The sequence below is a fragment of the Cognatundibacterium griseum genome (assembly GCF_014284195.1).
Lineage (GTDB): Bacteria > Pseudomonadota > Gammaproteobacteria > Burkholderiales > Burkholderiaceae_D > Undibacterium > Undibacterium griseum.
Genome location: NZ_JACOGC010000006.1, coordinates 59476 through 85337, shown reverse-complemented (window position 1 = coordinate 85337; position 25862 = coordinate 59476). Strand labels below are relative to the sequence as shown.

The 25862-nt window shown below is 54.3% G+C and carries 22 protein-coding genes and 3 tRNA genes; 14 read left to right on the top strand and 11 right to left on the bottom strand.

The window, feature by feature from the left end; all coding sequences use genetic code 11:
* Nucleotides 1-12: 12 nt before the first annotated feature.
* The 4 genes from H8K27_RS14345 to H8K27_RS14330 all read right to left on the bottom strand — a co-directional run bounded on the left by H8K27_RS14345 (nucleotide 13) and on the right by H8K27_RS14330 (nucleotide 5486).
* Nucleotides 13-1320, bottom strand: coding sequence for an MFS transporter (locus tag H8K27_RS14345; protein ID WP_186863868.1), 1308 nt, complete (start codon nucleotides 1318-1320; stop codon nucleotides 13-15).
* 301 nt (nucleotides 1321-1621) lie between these two features.
* On the bottom strand, nucleotides 1622-2833 hold the full coding sequence (locus tag H8K27_RS14340) for an MFS transporter (protein WP_230419357.1): 1212 nt from the start codon (nucleotides 2831-2833) through the stop codon (nucleotides 1622-1624).
* Nucleotides 2834-2929: 96 nt separating this feature from the next.
* Entirely contained in the window at nucleotides 2930-4456 is a 1527-nt protein-coding gene (locus tag H8K27_RS14335) for an acetyl-CoA hydrolase/transferase family protein (protein WP_186863866.1), read from the bottom strand.
* A gap of 88 nt (nucleotides 4457-4544) precedes the next feature.
* The gene (locus tag H8K27_RS14330; RefSeq protein WP_186863865.1) at nucleotides 4545-5486 is read right to left on the bottom strand and encodes a bestrophin family protein; all 942 of its coding nucleotides are present in this window, start codon (nucleotides 5484-5486) and stop codon (nucleotides 4545-4547) included.
* Between the two features lie 158 nt (nucleotides 5487-5644).
* Here H8K27_RS14330 and hpaR point away from each other — a divergent pair, with 158 nt between their 5' ends.
* The 3 genes from hpaR to H8K27_RS14315 all read left to right on the top strand — a co-directional run bounded on the left by hpaR (nucleotide 5645) and on the right by H8K27_RS14315 (nucleotide 6681).
* On the top strand, nucleotides 5645-6094 hold the full coding sequence (gene hpaR / locus H8K27_RS14325) for a homoprotocatechuate degradation operon regulator HpaR (RefSeq protein WP_186863864.1): 450 nt from the start codon (nucleotides 5645-5647) through the stop codon (nucleotides 6092-6094).
* Nucleotides 6095-6264: 170 nt separating this feature from the next.
* Nucleotides 6265-6341, top strand: a tRNA-Arg gene (locus H8K27_RS14320).
* A gap of 263 nt (nucleotides 6342-6604) precedes the next feature.
* Nucleotides 6605-6681: transfer RNA gene (locus H8K27_RS14315), tRNA-Arg, on the top strand.
* A gap of 116 nt (nucleotides 6682-6797) precedes the next feature.
* Here H8K27_RS14315 and H8K27_RS14310 read toward each other — a convergent pair.
* Nucleotides 6798-7208, bottom strand: coding sequence for a thioredoxin family protein (locus H8K27_RS14310; RefSeq protein WP_186863863.1), 411 nt, complete (start codon nucleotides 7206-7208; stop codon nucleotides 6798-6800).
* Between the two features lie 71 nt (nucleotides 7209-7279).
* Here H8K27_RS14310 and tsaB point away from each other — a divergent pair, with 71 nt between their 5' ends.
* Genes tsaB through H8K27_RS14290 form a run of 4 tightly spaced genes read left to right on the top strand, consistent with a single transcriptional unit; the run spans nucleotide 7280 to nucleotide 10302 of the window.
* Nucleotides 7280-7966 (top strand): tRNA (adenosine(37)-N6)-threonylcarbamoyltransferase complex dimerization subunit type 1 TsaB, encoded by a 687-nt coding sequence (gene tsaB / locus H8K27_RS14305; protein WP_186863862.1) that lies wholly within the window; start codon nucleotides 7280-7282, stop codon nucleotides 7964-7966.
* A gap of 29 nt (nucleotides 7967-7995) precedes the next feature.
* Entirely contained in the window at nucleotides 7996-8451 is a 456-nt protein-coding gene (gene rimI / locus H8K27_RS14300; RefSeq protein ID WP_186863861.1) for a ribosomal protein S18-alanine N-acetyltransferase, read from the top strand.
* A complete protein-coding gene (locus tag H8K27_RS14295; protein ID WP_186863860.1) occupies nucleotides 8448-9278 on the top strand; it encodes a uracil-DNA glycosylase in 831 nt (276 codons plus the stop codon). The genes rimI and H8K27_RS14295 overlap by 4 nt, the downstream gene beginning before the upstream one ends.
* A complete protein-coding gene (locus H8K27_RS14290; protein ID WP_186863859.1) occupies nucleotides 9262-10302 on the top strand; it encodes a DUF1853 family protein in 1041 nt (346 codons plus the stop codon). Before H8K27_RS14295 ends, H8K27_RS14290 begins: the two co-directional genes overlap by 17 nt.
* Nucleotides 10303-10306: 4 nt before the next feature.
* On the opposite strand, the gene lplT is transcribed toward H8K27_RS14290, so the two are convergent.
* Nucleotides 10307-11569, bottom strand: coding sequence for a lysophospholipid transporter LplT (gene lplT, locus H8K27_RS14285; protein ID WP_186863858.1), 1263 nt, complete (start codon nucleotides 11567-11569; stop codon nucleotides 10307-10309).
* A gap of 138 nt (nucleotides 11570-11707) precedes the next feature.
* Here lplT and radA point away from each other — a divergent pair, with 138 nt between their 5' ends.
* Nucleotides 11708-13087 (top strand): DNA repair protein RadA, encoded by a 1380-nt coding sequence (gene radA, locus H8K27_RS14280; RefSeq protein ID WP_186863857.1) that lies wholly within the window; start codon nucleotides 11708-11710, stop codon nucleotides 13085-13087.
* A 48-nt stretch (nucleotides 13088-13135) separates the two neighbouring features.
* On the opposite strand, the gene hpnE is transcribed toward radA, so the two are convergent.
* Both hpnE and hpnD read right to left on the bottom strand, forming a co-directional pair.
* Entirely contained in the window at nucleotides 13136-14479 is a 1344-nt protein-coding gene (gene hpnE, locus H8K27_RS14275; protein WP_186863856.1) for a hydroxysqualene dehydroxylase HpnE, read from the bottom strand.
* Nucleotides 14472-15305: a presqualene diphosphate synthase HpnD gene (gene hpnD, locus H8K27_RS14270; RefSeq protein ID WP_186863855.1), complete on the bottom strand. Its 834-nt coding sequence runs from the start codon at nucleotides 15303-15305 to the stop codon at nucleotides 14472-14474. Before hpnD ends, hpnE begins: the two co-directional genes overlap by 8 nt.
* A 290-nt stretch (nucleotides 15306-15595) precedes the next feature.
* Between hpnD and H8K27_RS14265 the strand changes: the two genes are divergently transcribed.
* A complete protein-coding gene (locus H8K27_RS14265; protein WP_186863854.1) occupies nucleotides 15596-16471 on the top strand; it encodes a hypothetical protein in 876 nt (291 codons plus the stop codon).
* Nucleotides 16472-16648: 177 nt separating this feature from the next.
* Here the strand turns inward: H8K27_RS14265 and H8K27_RS14260 are convergent, their stop codons facing one another.
* From H8K27_RS14260 to hpnC, 3 genes are all read right to left on the bottom strand, one after another.
* Nucleotides 16649-17353, bottom strand: a complete 705-nt coding sequence (locus H8K27_RS14260) for a M24 family metallopeptidase (protein ID WP_186863853.1) — start codon at nucleotides 17351-17353, stop codon at nucleotides 16649-16651.
* Nucleotides 17354-17385: 32 nt separating this feature from the next.
* Nucleotides 17386-17508, bottom strand: coding sequence for a hypothetical protein (locus tag H8K27_RS16640; protein ID WP_268977370.1), 123 nt, complete (start codon nucleotides 17506-17508; stop codon nucleotides 17386-17388).
* A 543-nt stretch (nucleotides 17509-18051) separates the two neighbouring features.
* On the bottom strand, nucleotides 18052-18861 hold the full coding sequence (hpnC, locus tag H8K27_RS14250) for a squalene synthase HpnC (RefSeq protein ID WP_186863851.1): 810 nt from the start codon (nucleotides 18859-18861) through the stop codon (nucleotides 18052-18054).
* A 172-nt stretch (nucleotides 18862-19033) separates the two neighbouring features.
* Here hpnC and H8K27_RS14245 point away from each other — a divergent pair, with 172 nt between their 5' ends.
* From H8K27_RS14245 to clpP, 5 genes are all read left to right on the top strand, one after another.
* Complete coding sequence (locus H8K27_RS14245; RefSeq protein ID WP_329604406.1) at nucleotides 19034-20239, top strand: efflux RND transporter periplasmic adaptor subunit; 1206 nt, start codon at nucleotides 19034-19036, stop codon at nucleotides 20237-20239.
* Entirely contained in the window at nucleotides 20236-23337 is a 3102-nt protein-coding gene (locus H8K27_RS14240; RefSeq protein WP_186863850.1) for an efflux RND transporter permease subunit, read from the top strand. The genes H8K27_RS14245 and H8K27_RS14240 overlap by 4 nt, the downstream gene beginning before the upstream one ends.
* Nucleotides 23338-23571: 234 nt before the next feature.
* Nucleotides 23572-23658, top strand: a tRNA-Leu gene (locus H8K27_RS14235).
* Nucleotides 23659-23686: 28 nt separating this feature from the next.
* Nucleotides 23687-25036, top strand: a complete 1350-nt coding sequence (gene tig, locus H8K27_RS14230; protein ID WP_186863849.1) for a trigger factor — start codon at nucleotides 23687-23689, stop codon at nucleotides 25034-25036.
* Between the two features lie 18 nt (nucleotides 25037-25054).
* Nucleotides 25055-25681 (top strand): ATP-dependent Clp endopeptidase proteolytic subunit ClpP, encoded by a 627-nt coding sequence (gene clpP, locus H8K27_RS14225; protein WP_280525087.1) that lies wholly within the window; start codon nucleotides 25055-25057, stop codon nucleotides 25679-25681.
* The last annotated feature ends 181 nt before the right edge of the window (nucleotides 25682-25862 follow it).

Here is a 25862-nt window from a genome sequence, read left to right as displayed (position 1 = left end):
ATCTGCGATTCCTTAAGCGGTGATGTTATGAATGCTGATTTGTTCGCTGGCCTGATGCGCTGCGCTGAAGCGGACAGCAATCGCGCACAGTGCTGAAACCGTCACAGCAATCCCTAACAGGCCGAGTGTCTGCTGCACATCGCCCAGGCTTTTCATCAGAAATCCGGCCAGCACCGCACCGGCATTGCCGCCCGCGCCGATGATGCCTGCCACACCGCCGAGTGCTTTGCGGTCGATGAAAGGCACCAGTGCGTAAGTCGCACCGCAGGCCATGTGGGTGAACAGGCCGAAGGTCAGCATTGCGCAGACCGCCAGCGTCACGCTGTTGGCATGGGCAAACCACAGCAGGCCCAGCCCTTCGCCCAGCATCATCACAAACAGCAGGCTGGCACGGGTATTTAAGCCGCCGTGCAAGGCCGCCTTGTCAGACAGCCAGCCACCCAGTGCCCGTGCAAACAGCGCCAGCAGACCAAAGCTGGCTGCTGCCATGCCCGCGCTTTTCAGCGACAGACCGAAATGATCGACGTAATACACCGCAGCAATGTTATGGATGAAAATTTCCACCCCAAAACATGCTCCGTAGGTGATGAACAACAGCCAGACGCGATAGTTGAGACTGGCCGCACAGAAGCTGGCCCAGCCGCCTTTTTTTCCGCCTTCGACAGCGATACCCTGGGCGCGTAATTCTGCATAATTACCTTCCGGGCAGTCCTGTGTGAAACGCCAGTAGATGACAGCCATCAACAGCATCAGCACGCCGGGCACCATCATCGCCAGCCGCCAGCCCAGTGATTCACTGACTCCCAGCATCAGCAGAGCCGATAACAGCAAAGGCATCAGTGCCTGGGCAGCACCACCGCCGGTATTGCCCCAGCCCGCGGCTGCGGCATTGGCGGTGCCAACCACATTCGGCGCGAACATGACCGAGGTGTGATACTGCGTGATCACAAAGCTGGCGCCAATCGCACCGATGCACAGGCGGAAGAACAGAAAGCTTTCGTAACTCTGCGTGAATGCCACACCGAACACCGGCAATGCACCGGTCAGCAGCAGGCCGGTATAGGTTTTGCGCGGGCCGAAGCGATCACACATGGGGCCGATGATCAGCCGCACCAGGATCGTGACGGAGACGGCGGCAATATTGATATTGGCGATCTGTGCCATGCTTAAGCCAAATTCCCCCTTGATGACCGGCATCAGCGGTGCGCAGGCAAACCAGGCAAAAAAACAGGTGAAAAAAGCCATCCAGGTCAAATGGAAAGCACGCATTGGCGGCGTGTCGAAACTGAAGAGTCTGATAGTGTCTGCTTTGCTGGCCATGATCATTTTTATCCCGTAAAAATAAAAAGGCGTCCGCACAGCCAGGAACTCTCTCTGACCGGGCGGACGCCGTTGTCCGTGCAAACCCACCGTTAGATCTGCTGATATTGGACTGAATCGCCGTTGATTCAGTTATCTGGTATTAAGCATATACCGTGCCAACCTGAGACCGGAGGGCTGGCAGTGGGGAGTGAAACCAGTCGGGAAGCTGCGGACGGTATGGCATCAGCGCTGCTCCTGAATTGCGCATTTAATTGGTGCGGCAGGCGTGATGTTTTGGTGCGGAGATACTGCGGGGGATTTACACCTGATGAAGATGCTTATGCTGCAGGCGGCGTGCAAAATACAGGCTGACCACGATCAGTCCCGCTGCACCGGACAGCATGATATTGCCGGTGTCTGTGTAGTGAATCAGGCGGCCTGCCAGACCGACACCGGCGGACTGGCCCAGAAAAAAACTGGAAGCAAAAGCGGAGACAGCAGCGCCTCTGCGTTCCGGCGCCATCTGGGTGGCATTGATCTGCAGCGTGTTATGCAGCATGTAAAATCCCAGTCCGGCCATGAAACAGGCAGGGATGGCATACCACCACTGCGCGGCCAGCCCCGTAGTCAGGAGCGCAGCGGCGAGAATGATGCCGCCACGGAGTGAAAGCCCGCTTTCTCCCCACCGCTGTACCAGCCTTCTGGCATTCATGGCGAAGGCAAATCCACCGAAACCGAACAGCATGATGACCGAGCCTGCCGATGTCAGGGATATACCGAACCGCTGATGCAGGTGCGAAGCGATGAACGCAAATGGGCCATACAGAAATGCACCCTCCAGAAACACGGTTGCCAGCACCAGTCTTGCCCACGGCAGCCTGCCGATTTCGCTAAATTCGTTCAGGATATGCATCAGCGCCGAACCCTCTGTTTCACGGGTCAGGCGGGCATGCGCCGGAAGACGGCGGTTGACTGCAAACAGACCGGCAGCGGTGCAAATGAAAATCGCGGCAATCAGCAGGAACGGTAAGCGCCACTGATGCGCGTCTGCGGCAAATCCACCGAGCAGCACACCGCCCGATAAACCGAGAATCTGTCCGATCAGGAATTTTGCCAGCACAGGCTGCCGTTGCGCATACGGGATCACATCGCCGATCCACGCCATGGAGAGCGGAATGATCGCGGCGGCAGTGGCGCCCGCCAGCAGGCGCGCGCTCAGCAGCATGGGAAAATTGCTGACCAGCCCGCACAGCAAGGCGGTGACGGCGCAGGCCAGTGAGGCGCCGGCAATGACCAGATATTTGCCGAAGCGATCTCCCAGCGGGCCGAAGAATAACTGAGCGATGCCGTAAGCAACCGAAAATACCGTAATCACGAGCGAAGCATCCCCCAGTCCGACATGGAATTCATTGCTCAACAAAGGCAGAATCGGGTCCATCACCCTGAGTGAAACGCCGCTGCCGAACGCCGCCAGCGAGAGCAGGGGAATCGCCAGAGCCGGCAGGTGGTCAGAAGTTTGCGTCGTCGTCATGGTATCCATCGGTCAGTATGATCGCTATCGCCGCCGGAATGCAGGCATCCCGGGGCAGGCGGATCATATTGTAGATGGATTCTGAATCTGGCGTTTTCAGGCGACGGCTTTGAGAACGGCAGTTTCTTCCAGCATAGAGCCGGTTTCACGGTAGCGCGTATGCCAGCTGAATGTTTTTTCCAGTACGTGCGGCGTTTGCCCACCCCTGGTTTCAGCTTCCGACAGATAATCCAGCAACATCTGCCGGTAAGGCGCAGGAACGCAGTGATGAATGATCTTCTGGGCACGTTCACGCGGCGCCAGACCGCGCAGGTCAGCCAGCCCGACTTCAGTGACGATAATATCGACATCATGCTCGCTGTGATCAACATGGGTCACCATCGGCACAATGCTGGAAATATTGCCGTTCTTGGCTGTCGATTTGGTTGCAAAGACGGACAGGTAGGCATTGCGGGCAAAATCTCCCGAGCCGCCGATGCCGTTCATCATGTGCGTGCCGAGTACATGGGTGGAATTCACGTTGCCGTAAATATCGACTTCCAGTGCAGTGTTGATGGCGATGATGCCGAGCCGCCGGATGACTTCAGGATGATTGCTGACTTCCTGCGGACGCAACACCAGCCGGTCTTTATACCTGCCGATATCAGACAGCACCGCTTTGCTTTTCTCGGCAGACAAGGTGATGGAGGAACCGGAAGCAAAGTCGAGTTTGCCGGCATCAAACAAATCGAAGGTCGAATCCTGCAAGACTTCGGAATACATCGTCAGGTGTTCAAACGGGCTGTCCAGAAAACCGCTCATGACCGCATTGGCGATGGTGCCGATACCCGCCTGCATGGGCATCAGATGATTGGTCAGCCTACCGTCGCGGACTTCTTCTTTAAAGAAATCCACCAGATGCGCGGCAATCTGGGCAGTCTCTGCATCCGGCGGAAGAATGGTCGATGCACTGTCTTCTTTTTGCGTGATGACAATCGCGACGATTTTTTCCGGCGGAATCATGATGGCAGTCGTGCCGATACGGTCATGGGCAGACATCAGCGGAATCGGCTCGCGTTGCGGACGGTGCTTGGGAATGAAAATATCATGCAGGCCTTCCAGCTCCATTGACTGCGTCAGATTGATTTCGACAATGACCTGATCCGCAAGAATCGCGAAGCTGGCGCTGTTACCGACTGACGTAGTGGGAATGATGGCACCGGTTTCGGTAATCGCCACGGCTTCAATAATCGCAATGTCGATCGCATTAATCTGACGGGTGCGCAACTGCTCGACCGTTTCGGACAAATGCTGATCCACATACATCACTTCGCCGCGGTTAATCGCGGCACGCAATGTCGGATCGGCCTGAAACGGCATCCGGCGTGACATGGCGCCTGCTTCCGTGAGGGTCTTGTCGATGTCGCTGCCGAGCGAAGCGCCCGTCATCAGGGTGATTTTGAGTTGCTCAGCCCGGGCGCGCTCTGCAATCGCCAGCGGGACGACTTTGGCATCTCCCGCCCGGGTAAAACCGCTCATGCCGATGGTCATGCCGTCTTCTATCCATGAGGCGGCATGTTCGGCACTGGTGATGCGGTTGCGTAATTCGGGCAGGCGTATCCTTTGTTGTTGCGCGTCTTGCATGATGTTCCTTTGTCTCTGAAAGTAATCGGGATCGTTATCTGTCCTGATTCTCCGATCAGGTTGTCTGGCTGGGTTGGTGACGGCGGATTCAGGTCAGGCAGTAATTCACCGGCAGCATGGCGGGGGGGATATGCGTATCGTGGATGGATTCACGTAAATCAATTTCAATCGCCCGGCAGATGGCATCGAGCGGCAGGTCGTTGGATTCGGTGCCAAACGGTTCCTCGATTTCATCGCCCAGCGCATCCAGCCCGAAAAAGGTATAGGCCACCACCGCGACCACAAAAGGTGTCATGAAGCCGATGGAATCCACCAGGCCAAAAGGCAGCAGGAAGCAGTAGATATAAGCCGTCCGGTGCAGCAGCAGCGTGTAGGAAAAGGGAATGGGGGTATTGCGGATACGTTCACAGGCAGCAGCTGCCGAGGTCAGCGCTGACAGGGTGTTATCGATATTGGCAGCCAGACAGCTGTCAATCCGTTTTTCCTGCAGACAGCGCTGCAAATCTGCCCCCATGCACTGCATCAGAAAATCCGGCTTGTTTCTGAAACGGCCGGACTCCGTCAGCTCCTGTGCGGTCAGCCATTGCTGGAATTCTTTTCCATTGTCCTGATTTCTCAACAGGTTTTTCAGGGCATGGGCAAATGCGATCGTCCGGTAAACCATGCGGATGCGGATATCTCCGGTTCCGTTACTGGCGACCGCCGGACGGGGATCCTGAATCAGACTGCGGCATTGTCGGGAAAGATTGCGACTCTTCAGTACCAGTTCGCCCCATAGTTTGCGTGCTTCCCAGAAGCGGTCATAAGCAGCGTTGTTCCTGAACCCCAGGAAAATCGATATCGGCAGGCCGATCAGCGTGAAGGGGATGGTCGTCAGCGTAATTTTCAGCTCAAACAGATCTCCGTGCGACAAAGTGACCAGCGTCGCAATGATGATATTGATCGTCAGCGCGGGCAGTATCCGGGGCAGAACGGAACCGCGCAGCATTAAAAACAAACGAAAACCGGAAGGGCGATCTCTGATAATCACGCGATTTCCCCGGAATGGATCAATGTTTTGGCGATTAAATTTTTCATTTTGTATCGAAATTCGCTAATATGTTAGTGAATTAAATCACTAATATGTTAGTAAGTCAAATCTGTACAATGATGGATACTTTTTTGGAAATAAATTTCGCAGGAGGCGGGATGAAGCATCGGATTGCTAACCGGAATTTGCCGCAGTTATTTTTGAAGGCGAGGGCGAACCTCATGTGCCATTTCCGGCCCATCATCAGCAGGTTCGGACTGACCGATCAGCAATGGCGGATTTTGCGTGTGCTGGATGAGCATGCCCAGGCTGAACCACGTGAGCTTTGTGAGTTGTGTCAGATATCCAGTCCCAGTATGGCCGGTGTGCTGAAGCGGATGGAAGAGCTGGATTTGATCCGGCGCAGCGCGGTGACAGGCGATCAGCGCCGGGTCATGATTGCTTTGTCAGCACATGGTGATGCGCTGATGGCAGAGATGGCGCCGCTGATTGATGCGCAATACCGGCATATTGAGGAAGCCTATGGTTTGAGTGCCATTGAAAATTTGATTATGGCGCTCGAACAGTTTAATCAGGTCAGGGAAGAGGATGTCAGACATATCCTGTGATCAGCGATTGTGCGGATGAAGGTGCAGAAATTTGTGCGGAGTGACTTATGGTCCGGTGTTCAGGCGCAGGATGTACACGTGTAATGAATGTCTGCCACGGATGAAAAAATCAGATCCGGCCTCCGTAGGGCTTATAAAAATCAAATACCTGTGCTATACTCTCGGTCTTCGCGGCTGTAGCTCAGCTGGATAGAGTACTTGGCTACGAACCAAGGGGTCGTGGGTTCGATTCCTGCCAGCCGCACCAGATACAAGGGACTAGATGCAAATCTAGTCCCTTTTTTCTTTTCAGAACAGGGATTTCGTCAGGCATGACGACGTTGCTGATGGCATTGTAAGGCTGCGGGCCGGATCAGAAATGCAAAGTCAGCCAGTATTTGTGACCAGGTTTTCTGCTACCCGAAGCATCGAATGCGGCTGCCGGGCCTAGGGAATTTAAAAAAGAAAGCGTAATAATGTGGCAGAGGGGCTTTAAATTTCTATTTTTCCTGTGCTATAATCTTTTTCTTCGCGGCTGTAGCTCAGCTGGATAGAGTACTTGGCTACGAACCAAGGGGTCGTGGGTTCGATTCCTGCCAGCCGCACCAGATACAAGGGACTAGATGCAAATCTAGTCCCTTTTTTCTTTTTGACCTGCATTGCGCTGTTGCTGCGCTGGCTGCGTCTGGCAATAAGTGGGCTGGGCGCAGCAGCGTGGTTTTGATTATTCGGCCAGGATCAGCTGGCGCAGATTCCAGCCTGCTGGCGCCTGCTGATTGAGTGCGCTGCGCTTGATGGGGGCGGATGCCAGACTTTCCTGCAGCGAGCCAATCAGCCTGTGCAGTTGCCCGGTATCAGGCAGCATGGTTCCTAAAAATGCGACCTGATCCTGATATTGAATCAGTAAGGTAGGGAAGTTTTCAATTTCAATCTCGTCTACCAGATGGGCGGATTCTTCAATGTCAATCCAGGCAAAGCATTTGTCGGGGTGGCGTGCTGCCAGCTCCTGAAAATGCGTCCGGTAGGCGGTGCAGGTATCGCACCAGGCGGCGCAAAGGCAGGCAACCAGCCAGTCTTTGCCTGATAAGTCCTGTTTTAGCAGTTGCAGGTCGTCGGTATATTGATAAGTGCTCATGCAGCAATTTTAACTGATTTGATCCTGGCAGAAATCCTTCGTGAACAGAGTGAACACGGTAAAATACGGCCATGACAACCATTTTAGCAATAGAAACTTCTACAGAACTTGCCTCCGCGGCGCTGCTGACTGATGGCCGTTACCTGGTGCGTGAGCTTTCTGGAACGCAGACGCATTCGCAGGGTATCCTGCCCGCTATTCAATCCTTGCTGGCTGAAGCCGGTATTGTTCTGAAACAATGTGACGCCATTGCATTCGGTTGCGGGCCTGGTGCTTTTACCGGTATTCGCACTGCCTGCGGCATCGTGCAGGGACTGGCTGTCGGTGCAGATTTGCCGGTGATTCCGGTGACCAGCCTGGAAGCCATGGCGCTTGGCGCGTATCAGCAAACTGGCTGTGCGCAAATCGCCTGCATACTGGATGCGCGTATGAATGAAATTTATTGGGCGCAATACCATCTGACGGATGACGCCTGCCAGGTGGTCTGCCCGCCAGCACTTGCGGCCATTAACTCAGTCACCGTGCAGGCTGTTGATCCGCTGACCCTGGCCGTCGGAAACGGCGTGCTCCTGCCGCCGGAATTATCCGCATTCACGGTCTTTCCGTGTATGCCGCATGCGAGAGAAATTGCACAGGCCGGAATGCGGGCATTCCGGAGTGGCGCCGTATTCGGCCCGGAACAGGCGCAACCGCTGTATCTGCGTAATAAAATCGCCCTGACGACTGCTGAACGTGAGCAGGCCAGACTATCCGCCTGATGGATGACCGGATAAGAGGCAATCAGGACATGGGTGAGTATACTTTTGAAAAACTGGAACTTGCAGACTTGGATGAGATTCTGGCGATAGAAGAGGCCGCCTATTCTCACCCCTGGTCGCGCGGTAATTTCAGCGATTCGTTTTCAAATGGCGACACCGCATGGGGATTGCGGAATGCGGCCTCAGAACTGGTCGGCTATTTTTTGGTGATGCCGGTTGTGGATGAATTGCATTTGCTGAATTTTGCAATCCGGGTTGAAAATCAGCGGCAGGGATTGGGGCGGATTATGCTTCGTTATCTGCTGGATTATGCCAGGGCACAGCACATGGATTCTGTTTTGCTGGAAGTGCGCCAGAGTAATGTCCGTGCAATCCAGATTTATCTGGCGGACGGGTTTCAGGAAATCGGGCGTCGTAGAGGATATTATCCGGCAGCGAATCAGACTCGTGAGGACGCCATTGTGATGCGGAGAGTATGCGGATGAACCGGAATGAATTCAGAATGCTGAATGAAATGGGGCTGGGACCGCTATGGCTGTTGCGGCAACCGGCAGGAAGCCATGCTGTGGCAACCAGCACACCGGCAGAGACCGGGGCAGAGACGGATATTATAAGCCCCGCTGCTGTTGCCGGAATACAGGAATCTGCTGCAATGGTGGTACCGGCAGAAACCGCTCCCCACATGATGCCTCAGGCGCAACCGGCAGATACGGCTGCGCACGCTCCGGTTGCGGAAATGGATTGGGATGCTTTGCAGAAGTCTGTTGCGCACTGTCGCGCCTGCGGTTTATGCGAAGGGCGTAACAAGACGGTATTTGGTGTCGGTGATCCGCGCGCAACATGGCTGTTTGTGGGCGAGGGACCGGGGTATAACGAAAATATCAAAGGTGAGCCTTTTGTCGGAGCTGCCGGACAGTTGCTCGACAACATGCTGACCGCACTGGGCTTGCGACGTGGTGAGCGGGCGTATATCGCCAATGTCGTCAAATGCCGTCCGACCGATTCTGCCGGGAAAGACCGGCCACCGACCGCAGAGGAAATTCAGGCCTGTCTGCCTTACCTGAAAAGACAGATTGCCCTGATACAGCCCGAGGTCATCGTTGCGCTCGGAAAAACGGCGGCAATCGCCTTGTTGCAGGCAGATCCGGAAACGCCGGTTGCGCAATTGCGCGGACGTGTACACCGCGTCGGCAGTGTGCCGATGATCGTGACGTATCACCCGGCTTATCTGCTGCGCAAACCTCTCGATAAAAGCAAGGCGTGGACTGACTTATGCCTTGCACAGAGCACCTTGCATGCCGCAGCCAGCTGAATTGAATTTCGGGGATTATCAGCGTCAGTTTCATGCCGGCTGGTCGCACCTGAACGATCCTCATGTCCGTGCGCTGGCATGGCTGCTGACTTCGCCTCATTTACTGAACCCCGTCTCGCCAGTGTGGCACGGTGCCAGTGTCGCACCGGTTTTGCCCCGCAGCGACGCGGTGTATGCATTCCTGACCATGCTGGATCAGCAACCCGCTGCCTTGCACGATGCGCTGGCGGCGGCTCCGACGCGTCGCCTTGGTCTGTATGCAGAAACGCTGTTCGGATTTTTTCTCGATCAATTCACCACCTTGTGTGCACATGGTTTGCAGGTGCAGGATCCGGGCGGGCGTACGGTTGGCGAATTTGATTTTCTGGTGCGGGAATCGGGTGCCTTATCGCACTGGGAACTGGCAACCAAGTTTTACCTGCTGGACAGTGCGCGCGAAGGCGATCAAAGCCTGCCCGATCCGGACGCACGCCCTGATCTGTTCGATTATCTGGGGCCCAATCTGGGGGATACGCTGGGCGCTAAAATGGATAAAATCGTCCGTCAGCAGTTGCGTCTGCCGCATCACCCGGCGGCCATGCAGGCATTGGATTGGCCTGTCCGCCAGTCGCAGGCCTGGATTAAAGGCTGGCTGTTTTACCGTAATCCTGCGCAGACCCGTACGGATCATTTACCCGAGGGAATCGCTGCGCATCATTGCGCCGGTTATATCTGGACATTGGATGATCTGAGGAAGCACCCGGTTTTTCAAGGTGTGATACTGCCAAGACTGGAATGGCTGGCGCCGGCTCAATGCCTGCCGCAACAAGTGTCATCGCAATCAGCATTGATTGATGAGATCGGCAGGCAGATGGTGCATATTGCGTCGCCGGTGATGCTGGCGATGACCCGGACTGTCAATGACAGCGCACGGGAAATATGTCGCGGCATGGTGCTGCCTGAAGACTGGTGGGCGCGTGCGGCGTTGGCCAGACCTGTGCTGAAGCCGGGACGAAAGAATGTTGCTGATTCTGACCCGGTGTGATTAATCAGTGCTTATGCTCACCGATCAGGGACAGCGAATCATGCAGGCGCTGATTTGCTTCATGCCTCTTCATGACGAGGAACATGGTGCTGGCAACAAACAAACCGAATAACACGATCACGATCTGTATGCTGAGATTCATGAAAATCATCAGCGCATAGAGTGCCAGCATCGTCAGAACAGACAGGTTTTCATTGAAATTCTGCACTGCGATGGAATGACCCGCGCTCATGAGTACGTGCCCTCTGTGCTGCAACAGCGCATTCATCGGCACCACAAAGAAACCGGCAAGGGCGCCCACCAGGATCAGCAACGGATAGGCAACCCAGACGTTATGCACCAGAATCATCGTCGTGACCACCAGCCCCATCGCAATCCCCAGCGGCATCACGGACAGCGACTTTCTCAGGGGAACAAACCGTGCGGCAGCAACTGCTCCCAATGCAATGCCGATGGCAACCACACCCTGCAGCACGGCGGCTTTATTCAACGGCATCTGCAGTGATTCCTCTGCCCATTTCAGAACGATGAACTGCAATGTCGCACCCGCACCCCAGAACAGGGTGGTGACGGCGAGAGAAATCTGTCCCAGCTTATCTTTCCACAGGGTAGTAAAGCAGCGGGAGAAATCGCCGATCAGCCGGATCGGATGATGCTTTTGATGTTCATAGCGCGCGCCGGTGTCTGGAATACGCAGATTGAATAAAGCAGCCAGACCGTAAAAGCCGGTAATGACCGTCAGCGCGGCTTCGGTCGGTGTGTAAATCGGAAAGTCGATGACCGGAAAATCAAAATTTAACAAGGCAGCCGAAATATGCGGCGTGACCAGTGCGCCGCCCAACACCGTACCCAGAATGATCGACGTGACCGTCAGCCCCTCGATCCATCCATTTGCAGCAACCAGTTTTTCCGGTGGCAGCAGCTCTGTCAGAATGCCGTATTTGGCAGGAGAATACGCCGCAGCGCCGAATCCGACGACCGCATACGCCAGCAGCGGATGAACATGGACAAACATCAGGATGCAGCCGGCGACTTTGATCATGTTGGTGATAAACATGACTCTTCCTTTTGGAAGTGAGTCGGCAAAGGCGCCGACAAAAGCGGCCAGCAGGACATAGGACAGGACAAAAAACAATTTCAGCAGTGGCGGCATCCATATCGGTGATTGCATAGATACCAATAAGGCCATCGAGACAATGAGTAATGCGTTATCTGCCAGCGACGAAAAAAACTGCGCCGCCATAATCGTATAGAAACCATGTTTCATGCTGATTGTTTGCCTGTTACAAAGTGTTATCGGTCAGCTTTATACCATGAAAAATGCGCCGGCTCTGTGAAATAGCGCAGGTTATCGGTTGAATACTGGTTAAAATATCAGTGTTTATTTCATTTACTCCTGAAAATAATGGCTAAAGCAAAAACCAATTACACCTGCACCGAATGCGGCGGCATTGTGAATAAATGGGCGGGACAGTGCCCGGCGTGCGGGCAGTGGAATACGCTGGTGGAAACCGTGATTGAAGCATCGGCAAACCGCTTTTCAGGAAAGCATCAGAGTCTGGCCCAGACCGCGCCGGTTTTGAATCTGGCGGAAATTGAAGCCGCCGATATTCCGCGTTTCAGTACCGGCATTGAAGAGTTTGACCGTGTGCTGGGCGGAGGAATGGTGCCGGGGGGGGTCGTACTGATCGGTGGCGACCCCGGAATCGGGAAATCCACTTTGTTGCTGCAGACACTGGCGAATCTGGCGGGAGAGAAAAAGGTGTTGTATGTCAGCGGCGAGGAGTCGGGGGCGCAGATTGCACTGCGCGCACACCGGCTGGTGCTGGATACGCGGGAGCTGGCGCTGCAGGCAGAAATCCAGCTCGAGAAAATTCTTAACACGCTGGCAGACCACCGGCCGCAGGTGGTGGTGATTGATTCGATTCAGACACTGTATTCAGACGCACTGAGTTCTGCGCCTGGCTCGGTGGCGCAGGTGCGGGAATGCGCAGCACAACTCACCCGTGCGGCAAAAACCATGAATATCACCATGATTCTGGTCGGTCATGTGACCAAAGAAGGTGCGTTGGCAGGGCCGCGGGTGCTGGAGCACATCGTTGATACCGTGCTGTATTTTGAGGGCGACACACATTCCAGTTTCCGTCTGGTGCGTGCGATTAAAAACCGCTTTGGCGCAGTCAATGAACTCGGTGTTTTTGCGATGACAGAGCGCGGCCTCAAGGGGGTATCCAATCCTTCGGCATTATTTTTATCCCAGCATGAAACGCAGGTTGCCGGTTCCTGTGTGATGGTGACGCAGGAAGGAACCCGGCCGCTGCTGGTCGAGATACAGGCCCTGGTCGACAGTTCATTTGCACCGAATGCCAAGCGGCTTTCTGTCGGTCTGGAACAGAACCGGCTTGCCATGCTGCTGGCGGTATTGCACCGGCATGCCGGAGTGGCGGCGTTTGATCAGGACGTGTTCATCAATGCCGTGGGCGGAGTGAAAATTGCGGAGCCGGCTGCCGATCTGGCTGTGCTGCTGGCGATTAATTCATCGATGCGCAATAAACCCTTGCCGCGTCATCTGGTCGTGTTTGGTGAAGTCGGGCTGGCGGGGGAGATCCGGCCTGCGCCGCGCGGTCAGGAGCGTTTGAAAGAAGCAGCGAAACTGGGGTTCCGGATCGCGATGATTCCCAAAGCTAATGCACCGAAACAGAAGATTGACGGGCTGACGATTATCGCCGTGGACCGGATTGATGAAGCGATGAACCGCATCCGTGATGTGGATGATCTCGGCTGATTCCGGTTTTTATGTCTGCATTGCGCGCGATGCGCGTTACCAGATGTTTCAGACGCTGGCCTGGCCGCTGATGATCAGCTGCGCTGCCTGCTGCCCGCTGCGAACCGCACCTTCCAGCGTGGCGGGGTAGTCGCCGCGTGTGTAATCTCCTGCCAGCAGCAGGCCGGAAAGCGCGGTCAGATTGTCCGGTCGCTGTAAGCCGGGAGTGCAGCGAAAAGTGGCTTTTTTCTCCGTAATCACCTGATGCCAGAGTGGCTGCGCCAGTGCCGGCAGGTGCAATTCGCAGGCAAGCTGATGGGCGATCGCGGCAGCAAGTCTTGCATGGTCGTGCGTGATGTCGAGGTCCGGCGCACTGACGACGACTGCCAGCAGGCCTGCCTGATCGGGGTGCAGTTGCCCGCGGTCGAATACATATTGTCCCCAGTATTGGCGGGAAGCGTCTTCCTTTAATGCATACATTGCACGCGGCAGCTGAAATGCAGTGTCATATTGCAGATAACAGGTGGTAATTGCTTCGTCAGCGAAAGCCGGTAACGGCGCTGTCTCCAGCTGGCTGCGAACGATCAGGCGCTGGGCATTGCGCGCCTCCGTCGCGATGATCACTGCATCAAAGCCATCGGCTTGCGTATCTGCGGTCTGTACGGACCATGAGCGCTCATTACCGTGTTTCAGTTGCCGTACCGATTGCTGGCAATGAACTTTGGCACCATGTTGCAGCAAAAAACGAATGGCCTGTTCCGGAAACAGGGCTGATAAATCCATGCGTGGCAACAGCATGTCGGAAGCGCTGCGGCGCGCGCCCAGACTATCGCGCAACACATTCAGGAATACCTGCGCTGAGGCCTGCTCCGGTCTGGTATTGAGGGCAGCAACACATAACGGATACCACATAAGCTGGCACAGCCGCTCAGTCTGCTCAAAGCGCTGCAGCAGTTCTGTCACCGGGCAATCCTGATACAGTTGCCAGCCCATCCAGCGTGCTGTGGATGAAAAACGGATTAATGCCAGCTTATCCGCCCGGCGCAGACCGCTGGCTCGCCACAGGCCGGCCAGCAGATGCAGTGGGGCAGGCAGACGCGGCGCAATCAGTGCCATGTCTGCACGAGGATCGGGATACACCATCTGTAATGGCAAACGCAGAAATGCCTGATCTAGTGGGATACCGACCTGCCGCATCATGGCGAGACTCTGGCGGTAGGCTCCGAGCAGGATATGCTGGCCATTGTCCAGATTCCGGTTGTGCAGGCTGACCCGTCTGGCGCGTCCGCCTGGTGTTTTCGCTGCTTCATACAGCGTGACCCGGTGACCTGCCTGGCACAGCCTGACGGCGGCGGCGCAGCCTGCCCAGCCGGCACCGATGATGGCAACGCGCTGCGGACTTTGTTTAGCCACGGATGTAGGTTGTCCAGGCCAGCCAGAGTTTGCGGATCGGCGTGAGCGAGATACGCTGATTCAGCACATGAAAGCCGTCATGCTGAATTTCTTTCAGCAGCGTGCGGTAAATGGCTGCCATGATCAGGCCGGTGCGCTGGGCGCGGCGATCTTCCGGCGGCAGCATGTTCAGCGCCTCGTCGTACAAGGCCTGCGCCCGGTCATACTGAAACTGCATCAGGGCGACGAATTCGGGTGAGTGTTTCGCGTTCAGGATGTCTGCTGCGGTGACCTTGAATTGCTGCAGTTCGTTGACCGGCAGATAAATCCGGCCCTTACGCGCGTCTTCACCGACGTCACGGATGATGTTCGTCATCTGGAATGCCAGACCCAGTTTTTCGGCAAAGGTGCGGGTTTGCGGGTTGGTGATTCCGAAAATGCTGGCGGATAAGATCCCGACCACGCCAGCAACATGCCAGCAGTATTTTTGCAGCGCCTGAAAATCGAGATAGCGGGTCTGGTTCAGATCCATTTCCATGCCATCAATGATGGCCATCAGATGCGCGCCATCCAGCTGATAGGTGCTCATGTGCGGTAGCAACGCCTTGCTGACCGGATGCGTCGGCGCATTGGCCAGCATCGCCTGAATTTCCTGACGCCACCAGCCGAGTTTGCTGCGGGCGACCATATCATCGGAGCTTTCATCGACCACATCATCGACTTCGCGGCAAAAAGCATACAGTGCAGTGATGGCGCGGCGACGTTCTGCCGGCAAAAACAGAAAGCTGTAATAAAAACTGGAGCCACTTTCCGCAGCTTTTTGTTGGCAATATTCGTCAGGAGACATGCTGTTGTTCAGGAATAGATTCAGAAGGAAATTGGCGCAATGCCAAAAAAAATTGATATGCTAGCAAACTTCGCGCGGCTCTGAGGCGCTTTATGGTGATTTCCTGCGGTTTTATGCTGCCGGAGACAGGACGATGCGGTAAGGTATCGTAATGTATTCTCCGGGCAGAATGCTTAACCCAAAATGCGCCAGCTCGTATAATAGTCGGCGCATTATATATTTATCGGGCATCTTGCCGGATGAACATAGAGCAGGTACCTGATTCGAAACTCTACATTTGGATAAACATCTTGAATAAATCAAAACTTGCAGTGGTGCTGGGCGGCCTGGGACTGGTGCTTGCCGGATGCGGCGGCTTTGTGTACACCACAGTGGGCGGCACGGTGACTGGCCTGGGAACAAGCGGCGCAAACACCCTGATTTTGCGGAACGATCTGAATTACCTCCGCACGATGACAGCAGACGGAACATTTTCATTTAACGTCGCCAGCAATGCCAATTATGCGATTACTGTTTCCTCTCAGCCGAATCTGGTGAACTGCTCGGTCGCTAATGGCACCGGAAAAATGACCGGCGATGCTTCAGTGAACAATATCTTAGTGACCTGTGTCCCCAATGTGCAGGTGTCCGGCACGCTGGCAGGCATGAATGACGGCGGCAGCATCACACTGAATAACAATACCGTGAACCCCGTTACCAAGGTCGCGACCGACTATACGACGGCCGTTTCCGCCAATGGCAGCTTTTCATTCACGAATTATGTGGTCAGTGGCAACAGTTACAATGTGACGGTGAAATACCCGCCTGCCGCCCAGTACTGCACTGTGGCGAATGCGACCGGGGTGGCGGATCGGAATAATCCGAATGCCATCAACAATATTGCTGTCAGCTGCGTGCCTGCCGTGCCGGTCAAGGTCACGATCAATGGTCTGACAGCGGGCAATGCCGTGACGCTCGCCAATACCACAACCGGGATGGTGGACAAGCTGACTACCGGCACGATCGGTATTTATGCATTCAACTGGAGTCTGCTCAATGGCATGCCATATGCCGTTACGGTCGATACCCAGCCGACCGGCCAGACCTGCACGGTTGTCAATGGCTCGGGTGTGGCGGACATCACCAAACCGACCGCCGCAAGCAATATCGTGGTCAATTGCAGCTGATGGCATGAGCTTACTGGCTCATCCCTGGATGAGCAGGCGAACAAAAACCGGCTTGAAGCCGGTTTTTGTTTTTGAGGAAGCGTGTTGGGATGAATGTATCAGTATGCTGTCGCTGGTTGCGGCGGGATGACGACTGAGAGAGGGTATTCAGTGCCTGCACACACCGTATTTCGGCATTCAGAGTTCCCTTAACACGCCGGTTTCGTCGAAATAAAAAATCTCTTCCCGTTTGAATCCCCATTTACCGCCTTTCAGCCGGACGAATGGCTCAAAGCTGAAAAACGGCGCATTTCCTAATGGCGCACTATTGGTTGACTCAATGAATTGCCGCTGGTCAGAATCAGCCGCGATGCTGTGACCGACATTGTTGCGGTAATCCAGGTTGACGAAGCCGCTTTGCCGTATGCGCATATTGGCCCAGTCAAACAGCTGACCGAAGGTGGTATGCGGTTTCACCAGTTTCTGCATTTGCAGATGCATCTGGTCAAGAAAATTCAGGCCATTCTGGAACTCTAATTGTTTCGGATTACTGGTCACCCGGCCATTTTCAATCGGAAATGAACGTGCACAGTCTCCCCAGTACGGTCCCAGCGTCGGGCTGAGATCAATCGTGACCAGATTGGAGTGGCCGACGCATTCATCATGGGGCTGGTAATCTTTGCCGGAAATGGAAACGCAGCTGCGTGAACCCAGCAGCACCAGCGCCGGGCAGGTGTAATACCAGGTGTCCGGATAACCCTGTGCCTTGAGCAGGTGATGGGCTTTATCGGCAATACTTTTTTCCGTGTCGTCGGCCGTGATCATGGTCGTGATCTGGCTCAGAACGGCTCTGGCTGCAATCTGCACTTTCCGGTGTTGTGTAATTTCTGGCTCGGTGGGCATGATGCACTCAATCGCTGATGGTCGTGGATGACTTACTTATCCGGGCTGCTGGTCACTGTCCTGACGCCTGCTGCGGTCACATCGACGGCAGTGCCGACGACAGCACTGCCGACTTTGACCGTCGTGGAGACAGCAGCGTCGGCAACCGCCAGCACAGTACATCCGTTCAGGGAGAAAATGCATAGTAGGAAAAGCAGGCCGGATATACAAGTTCGCATGACAAGTCCTTGATGTGGATGAGAATGTTGGCGGAAGCTGATCAGCGCAGCTTTACAGGAAGCAATATTATCCCTCAAATCGTCCCGCACGACAGAATATGCTTACTCAGAGCTGACAAAAAATATTTAGTTCAAATACTCTGACTCTGCCTTGTCATCGTTCCTGATGCCTTGAGCGGTTTTTGGGAGGAGAGCATGCTTGTTCTTTGTCCCGACAGACTCTCTGTGAGCTGTTTTTTGCTGCCAGAGATTGAGGAAAATAGCAGCGATTCATCAGTATACTCCCCCCTGTTTTTCTTAAAAATGCTCTGATCTCCTTGATTTTATTGGTCTTAAAAATATACTGAGGGGGAGTATGTTTTCATGGGATTGAATCGTGACGAACTGCGGTAACGGCAGGCTGGTCAATGCAATCCAGGTGCAGTCTTTTCCGGCCGGTTTCTCCCGGGCCGTAAGTCAGCCGGCCTGAAGGCAGGGGAATCACATGCGAAATGCGCGGGCAGTGAGCAGTAGCCAGTCAGCCGCAGTGAGCCGTGGCCGGTGCCGGAACACGTCGCCCTGAACACGGTCGATTTTTTCGATAATCCGCAAACCACCCTGAACCACGAGCCGCAATTCCCAGCCAATGCGTCCCGGCAGATGCAGTGCAAGCCCCGCGCCGCTTTGCATCAGGTCGTGCGCGCGACGGGTCTGAAATGCCATCAGCTGTTGCCATGCCGGGTTCAGTTGTTGCGCGTCGATTTGCTGCTCGCTGACGCCAAAATGCTGTAAATCTTCCTGCGGCAGATAGACGCGCTGTTTTTGCCAGTCAATCGCGACATCCTGCCAGAAATTAATCAGCTGCAGCGCGGTGCAGATCGCATCCGAACGGCGGATATTGTCCGGGGTATTGCACTGATACAGTTCCAGCATGATGCGTCCGACGGGATTGGCGGAACGGCTGCAATAATCCTGCAGCTGTGCGAAATTATGGTATCGGGTGGTCTGCACATCCTGCCGGAATGCCGACAGCAAATCGCGGAATGATTGCAGATTTAGGTTGTGCTGGCGGATGATGTGCGCCAGTCGCGTAAACAAGGCCGAATCGCTGCGCTGACCGCGTTCGATGCGATCCAGCTCTGCTTCATATCCGGCAAGCGCCGCCAGCCGTTGCCCGGGCAGGGCGTCGCCTTCATCGGCAATGTCGTCTGCACTGCGCGCAAAAGCGTAAATTACCTCTACCGCAGGACGCAGCGAGGATGGCAGCAGCAGGGAGGCAACAGGAAAATTCTCGTAATGATCGACCGGCATAAGGTATTGAAAACGCAGGAAAAAATAAATGACCGAAAAGTCATTGGCAAAAATAAAAGGCTTCACTATAATAACTAACCACTGAGTCAGTTATTTTTGACGGATAGAAAATTTTGCCCTGATCCGACCGGCTGGCCAATATCCATAGCCTGCATAGTAAAGGAAAAATCTTGTGTTAACACTCAAATCTGTTACTTACCCGCATCCAGCGCGGGGCGCCGACCGGCGCCTGCTTCCGGCGCTTTCCTCCGGTGTTTTGCTGGCGTCTGTGCTGGCGTTGCTGAGCGCCTGCTCCAAGCCGGTCGGGAAAGCGGAAGACATTCGCCCCGTGCGTGCGGTCACCGTTGCCAGCGCCAGTGCGAGTGCTGCATTTGAAGTGTCCGGTGAGGTTCGTCCCCGGATCGAGTCGCGGCTGGGTTTTCGTGTGCCGGGAAAAATCGTGCAACGCAGAGTGGATCTTGGTGCAGTCGTGAAGCGTGGTCAGATTCTGATGCAGCTCGATCCTCAGGATCTGGCATTGGCGCAGACGCAGGCGAAAGCCGGTCTGATGGCGGCAGAAAGTAACCGCGATCTGGCGCAGGCTGAACTACGGCGTTATCAGGAGTTGCGCAGTAAAAATTTCGTCGCGGCAGCCATTCTGGATGCCAAAGAAGTGGCATTCAGAGCCGCGCAGTCCAGCTACGAACAGGCTTTGGCCGGATACAAAAATCAGAGCAACCAGATAGCCTATGCCAGTCTGATCGCGGATGTGGATGGCGTGGTGACAGGAATTGATGCGGAAGCCGGTCAGGTGGTTGCTGCCGGCACACCGGTTATCCGTGTGGCGCAAAGCGGCGACATGGATGTGGTGGTGGGCATTCCTGAAAATAAAATTAACCAGATTCGCCAGATGAGCGATATCCGCGTGGCTTTATGGGCAAATCCTGCGCAGCAACTGCCTGCCAAGCTCAGGGAGTTGTCTGCTATCGCCGATCCGGTGACCAGAACGTATCAGGCGAAGGTGAGCCTGCCCGCCGATGCCAGAGATGTTCGTCTCGGAATGACTGCCAACGTGCGTTTTTCCACACCGGGCCAGCAGCCGGTTTTCCGTTTGCCGATGACGGCATTATTCCAGGATAAAGGCGTATCTTCCGTATGGGTGGTGAATAATGGCGCAGTGAAGCTGGTGCCGGTGCAGCTCGCTGGTGCCGACGGTGAACAATTACTGGTAACCGACGGCATCGCAGCAGGTCAGGTTGTGGTGACAGCCGGTGTGAATCAGCTGCAGGCCGGGCAAAAAGTTACCCTCCTTGGCGCAGAGTCTGCGGCCGGAAAAAATACTTCTTCCGCAACGGCTTCTGCTGCTGTGGTTTCCAGTCGTGCGGGGGCTTCGCAATGAGCAAGTCTTCCGGTTTTAACCTCTCACGCTGGGCGCTGGAGCATATTCCCTTAACCCGTTATCTGATCGTCGCCCTGCTGCTGGGAGGGATTTTCAGTTATGCAAAACTGGGGCAGGATGAAGATCCGCCGTTCACTTTCCGTGCCATGGTGGTGCGCGCAATGTGGCCCGGAGCAACGGCGCTGCAGATGGCCGATCAGGTGACCGATAAGCTGGAAAAAAAGCTTCAGGAAACGCCTTACATCGATAAAATCCGCAGCTATTCCAAACCGGGCGAAACGCTGATCATTCTGCAGTTGCGCGAATCGACGCCACCGAAAGAAACACCCCAGGCCTGGTATCAGGTGAGGAAAAAAATCGGCGATATCCGTTCCACTCTGCCATCCGGAGTGATCGGCCCTTTTTTCAACGATGAATTTGGCGATACATACGGATCGATATTTGCGTTATCCGGTGACGGCTTTTCGTATGAAGAAGTCAAGGAATATGCCGACTTTGTACGTCAGCAATTCCTGCGTATTCCTTCTGTGTCCAAAGTAGAGTTGTTTGGTGTGCAGGATGAGAAGATCAATATTGAATTTTCGCAGAAAAAATTTGCCCAGCTCGGCGTTCCCTTCGATACGATCGTTGCCCAGATCAATTCCCAGAATGGCATTGAGGCGACAGGCGTCCTGACGACTTCGGCTGACAATCTGCAGGTGCGGGTTTCCGGTGCGCTGATGACGGTCAAGGACCTGGAAAACCTGCAGCTGCGCGCCAATGGCACGACTTTCCGGCTCGGAGACTTTGCGACGGTCCGGCGTGAGTATAAAAATCCACCGCAGGACAAAATGCGCTTCAATGGCAAGGAGGTCGTCGGCCTCGGCATCTCTATGGAAAAAGGCGGCAACATTATCGAGCTCGGCAAGCATTTGCAGCAGGAAGTTGCCACGATCAAAGCCAAGCTGCCGGTCGGTATCCAGCTGGAGCAGGTCACCAATCAGCCTGATGCGGTGAAGGCATCGGTAGGCGAATTTGTGCATACGCTGATTGAGGCTGTGGTGATCGTGCTGGCCGTCAGTTTCCTGTCGCTTGGCCTGCATACCAAACCGTTCCGGCTCGATATCTGGCCCGGGCTGGTGGTGGGGCTGACTATTCCGCTGGTGCTGGCAATTACCTTCCTGTTTATGCGCATCCTGGATATCGATTTGCATAAAATCTCGCTCGGCGCGCTGATCATTGCACTGGGGTTGCTGGTGGACGATGCGATTATCGCCGTCGAAATGATGGTGCGGAAGATGGAAGAAGGATTTTCCCGTTTCGATGCCGCGACTTTTGCTTACACCTCGACCGCGATGCCGATGCTGACCGGAACGCTGATTACTGCAGCAGGCTTTTTACCGATCGGGCTGGCGAAATCGGCCGCAGGCGAATACACCTTTTCGATGTTCTCGGTGAATGCGCTGGCGCTGATTATCTCGTGGCTGGCAGCGGTGCTGTTCACACCTTATCTTGGCTATCTGTTTTTAAAAATCAAGCCGCATCATACCGGTGGCCAGCCGCATGAGTTATTCGACACGCCGTTTTACAGCCGCTTCCGGTCGCTGGTGAACTGGTGCGTTGAATGGCGCAAGACGACGATTGCGATCACTTTGATGGTGTTTGGTCTGGGTGTGTTTGGCTTTAAGTTTATCGAACAGCAGTTTTTCCCTGATTCCAGCCGGCCGGAACTGATGGTCGAATTGTGGCTGCCGGAAGGCTCTTCGTTTGCGGCGACCGAAGCGCAGGCGAAGAAGTTTGAACGCATTCTGCAGAAACAGGAAGGAGTGGAAAGTATCACCAGTTATGTCGGAACAGGTAGTCCGCGATTCTATTTGCCGCTTGATCAGATATTCCCTCAGACGAATGTATCGCAAATTGTTGTGTTACCGAAAAATCTGAAGGCGAGGGAAGCGTTACGCCTGAAAATTATCGATTTATTTAAAACCGATTTTCCTGAAGTGCGCGGGCGTGTGAAGTTGCTGCCGAATGGTCCGCCGGTGCCTTATCCGGTGCAGTTCCGCGTGACGGGGCTGGAGGTCGCTCAGGTTCGCGCCATTGCCGATCGCGTTAAGGAAGTTATGCGCGCCAATCCAAATACGGTGGGCGTCAACGACAACTGGAATGAATCGGTGAAAGTTGTCCGGATCGATCTGGATCAGGATAAGTTGCGTGCTGCCGGCATCACATCGCAAAACATTATGCGCGCAGCCAATACGATTCTGACCGGAAGCACCGTTGGTCAGTTCAGGGACGGTAACAAACTGATTGATATCGTGGTGCGCCAACCGGTCGATGAGCGTTCCACTGTGAATGCGTTGAATAATGCCAATATTCCGACTGCCAGTGGCAAACCGGTGCCGCTGTCGCAGCTCGCCAGTGTGAAGCTGGTCTGGGAGCCCGGTGTGGTCTGGCGCGAAGGGCGGGAATGGGCGGTGACGGTGCAATCCGACGTGGTCGATGGTATTCAGGGGCCGACTGTTTCCAGCCAGATTACGCCAAAACTGCAGCAAATCCGCGATGCGTTGCCACCGGGATATAAAGTGGAACTGGCCGGTGCGGCGGCGGACAGCGGAAAAGCACAGGAATCGATTGCTGCCAATGTGCCGCTGGTGATTTTCATCATTTTCACCTTGCTCATGCTGCAATTGCACAGCTTTTCCAGGGCCATCCTGGTGTTTCTGACCGGACCACTGGGGGTTGCCGGTGCTGCGATGGCATTGCTGATACTGCAAAGACCGTTTGGTTTCGTGGCGCAACTGGGCGTGATTGCTCTGTTCGGTATGATCATCCGGAATTCGGTGATTCTGATTGACCAGATTGAGCACGACATTGAGGAAGGCGTGGAAGTCTGGGACGCGATTGTTGAGTCTGCGGTCAGACGTTTCCGCCCGATCATTCTCACTGCTGCGGCGGCTGTGCTGGCTATGATTCCGTTGTCCGGGTCGGTATTCTGGGGCCCGATGGCCGTAGCGATCATGGGGGGGCTGATTATCGCTACCGCCCTGACTTTACTGTTCCTGCCGGCATTGTATGCTGCCTGGTTCCGGGTCAAAAAGCCCGTAGAAACGGTAAAATGAGCCGTATTTCGGGTAAATCATTTCCGATTTGCCCGAAATACCCTGAAATGTTTTGTAATCGACATCAAAAAAATAAGCCACAGGATTTTAAAATCCAGTAGAATAGCGGGATGGAGTTGTAATGCCACATACATTAGTTCTGGGCGACGCTTGATGTTCGGGTCGCCCTTTGCTTTTGTGCCGGATGCGTCGCAGATCAATGCCGGTATTCAGGGTAGGTAGCAAACTCATTCCGCGAGGATGGCGAAATTGGTAGACGCACCAGGTTTAGGTCCTGACGCCAGCAATGGTGTGGGGGTTCGAGTCCCCCTCCTCGCACCACAGAATTTTTACTATTTGGACGATTTTCATGGCAACTGCAGTCGAAACTTTAGATAAATTGGAACGCCGCCTCACGATTTCTTTCCCGGTCGCTGATGTGCAATCGGAAGTTGAAAAGCGTTTGAAGGTGCGTGCACGTACAGCAAAGGCTCCTGGTTTCCGCCCAGGTAAAGTGCCAATGAAGATGGTCGCGGCCCAGTACGGTTATCAGATTGAAAATGAGGTTCTGAACGATAAAGTCGGTCAGGCATTTGCTGCTGCGGCAAACGAAAATAATTTGCGTGTTGCAGGCTATCCGAACATTGAGCCGAAGTCCGGCGAAGGTGTCGCAGAGGGAACGCTGGCATTTAACGCGACTTTTGAAGTGTATCCGGAAATCCAGATTGGTGATTTGTCTTCTGCTGAAGTTGAACAGGTTAAGTCGGATGTGACAGATGCTGAGATCGATAAAACGATTGATATTCTGCGCAAGCAGCGCGTTCACTTCCATGTTAAAGGTGAGCAGGGCGCGCACGGTGACGGCGGCGCTGATCAGTCCGCTCAGAATGGCGATCGTGTGACTGTCAATTTCGTCGGCAAAATTGATGGCGTTGAATTTGCGGGTGGTAAAGCGGACGACTTCGTTTTTGTCCTGGGTGAAGGTCGTATGCTGCCGGAGTTCGAAGCTGCTACACTGGGTTTGAAGGCTGGCGAATCAAAAACTTTCCCGCTGAGCTTCCCTGAGGATTATCACGGTAAAGATGTTGCCGGCAAAACTGCTGAATTCACTATTACCCTGACGAAGATTGAGTGGGCGCATTTGCCTGAAGTGGACGCTGATTTCGCTAAAATGCTGGGTGTCGAGGATGGCGATCTGGTAAAAATGCGCAATGACATCAAGGATAACCTTGAGCGTGAAGTCCGCGGACGTGTTAAGGCAAAAACCAAAGAAAGCGTGATGGACGCGCTGGTTAAGGCTGTTGCTTTTGATGTGCCTAAGGCTTTGGTTGCGCAAGACAGCGAACGTTTGGCAGAAATGACCCGTCAGGATATGGCGCAGCGCGGGATGAATGTGAAAGATGTTCCATTCCCTACAGAATTATTCAATGCACAGGCAGAACGCCGCGTGCGTCTCGGCCTGATTCTGGCTGAGATGGTCAAGGCCAATAGCCTGCAGGCAACTGCCGACCAGATCAAGGCGCAGGTTGAAGACTTTGCCCAAAGTTACGAAGATCCGCAGCAAGTGGTGAAATACTACTACAGCGACCGCAATCGTCTGGCAGAAGTGGAAGCCCTTGTATTGGAAGAAAACGTCGTTAACTATGTGCTGGGTAAATCAAAAGTCACAGAAAAAACACTGCCTTTTGATGAGTTGATGGGCAATAACGCACAAGCTTAACAAATAAAGGAACTGTACATGACAGGCATCATCCGTAATTCGGCGTTGGATACCAATATGCTGGGCATGGTGCCGATGGTGATTGAGCAGAGTGGGCGTGGTGAGCGTTCTTACGATATTTACTCCCGTCTGCTCAAAGAGCGGGTGATTTTCCTGGTAGGTCCGGTGAATGACCAGACAGCCAATCTGGTCGTGGCGCAGTTGCTGTTTCTTGAAAGCGAAAATCCGGATAAGGATATTTCTCTCTATATTAATTCACCGGGTGGTTCCGTTTCTGCCGGTATGGCAATCTACGATACCATGCAGTTCATAAAACCGGATGTTTCCACATTGTGTACTGGTATGGCGGCTTCCATGGGCGCCTTCCTGCTGGCAGCGGGTGCAAAAGGTAAGCGGTTTTCGTTGCCGAATTCCCGCATCATGATTCATCAGCCATTGGGTGGCGCTCAGGGGCAGGCATCGGATATTGAAATCCAGGCCAGGGAAATCCTGTATCTGCGTGAACGCCTCAACGGCATTCTCGCTGAAAAAACTGGCCGTAGTCTTGAGCAGATTGCGAAAGATACTGACCGCGATAATTTCATGTCCGCCGATGCTGCGGTGGAATACGGTTTGATCGACAAGGTACTGGCACATCGCGCGTGAGTTTCACTGATTTTGAAACGCCCGCTCCTGCGAAGGTTCGGGCGTTTTTTATTGGTCATCAGCGTTGCGCTGCTTGGGCGTATGCAATCTGTCTAAATGCTGAGATGCCATGACGAAATCGGTTTTTGCAGGTAATATGCACTCATGCTGTCCTGATTTAATTTTATTTGCTTTCTATTCG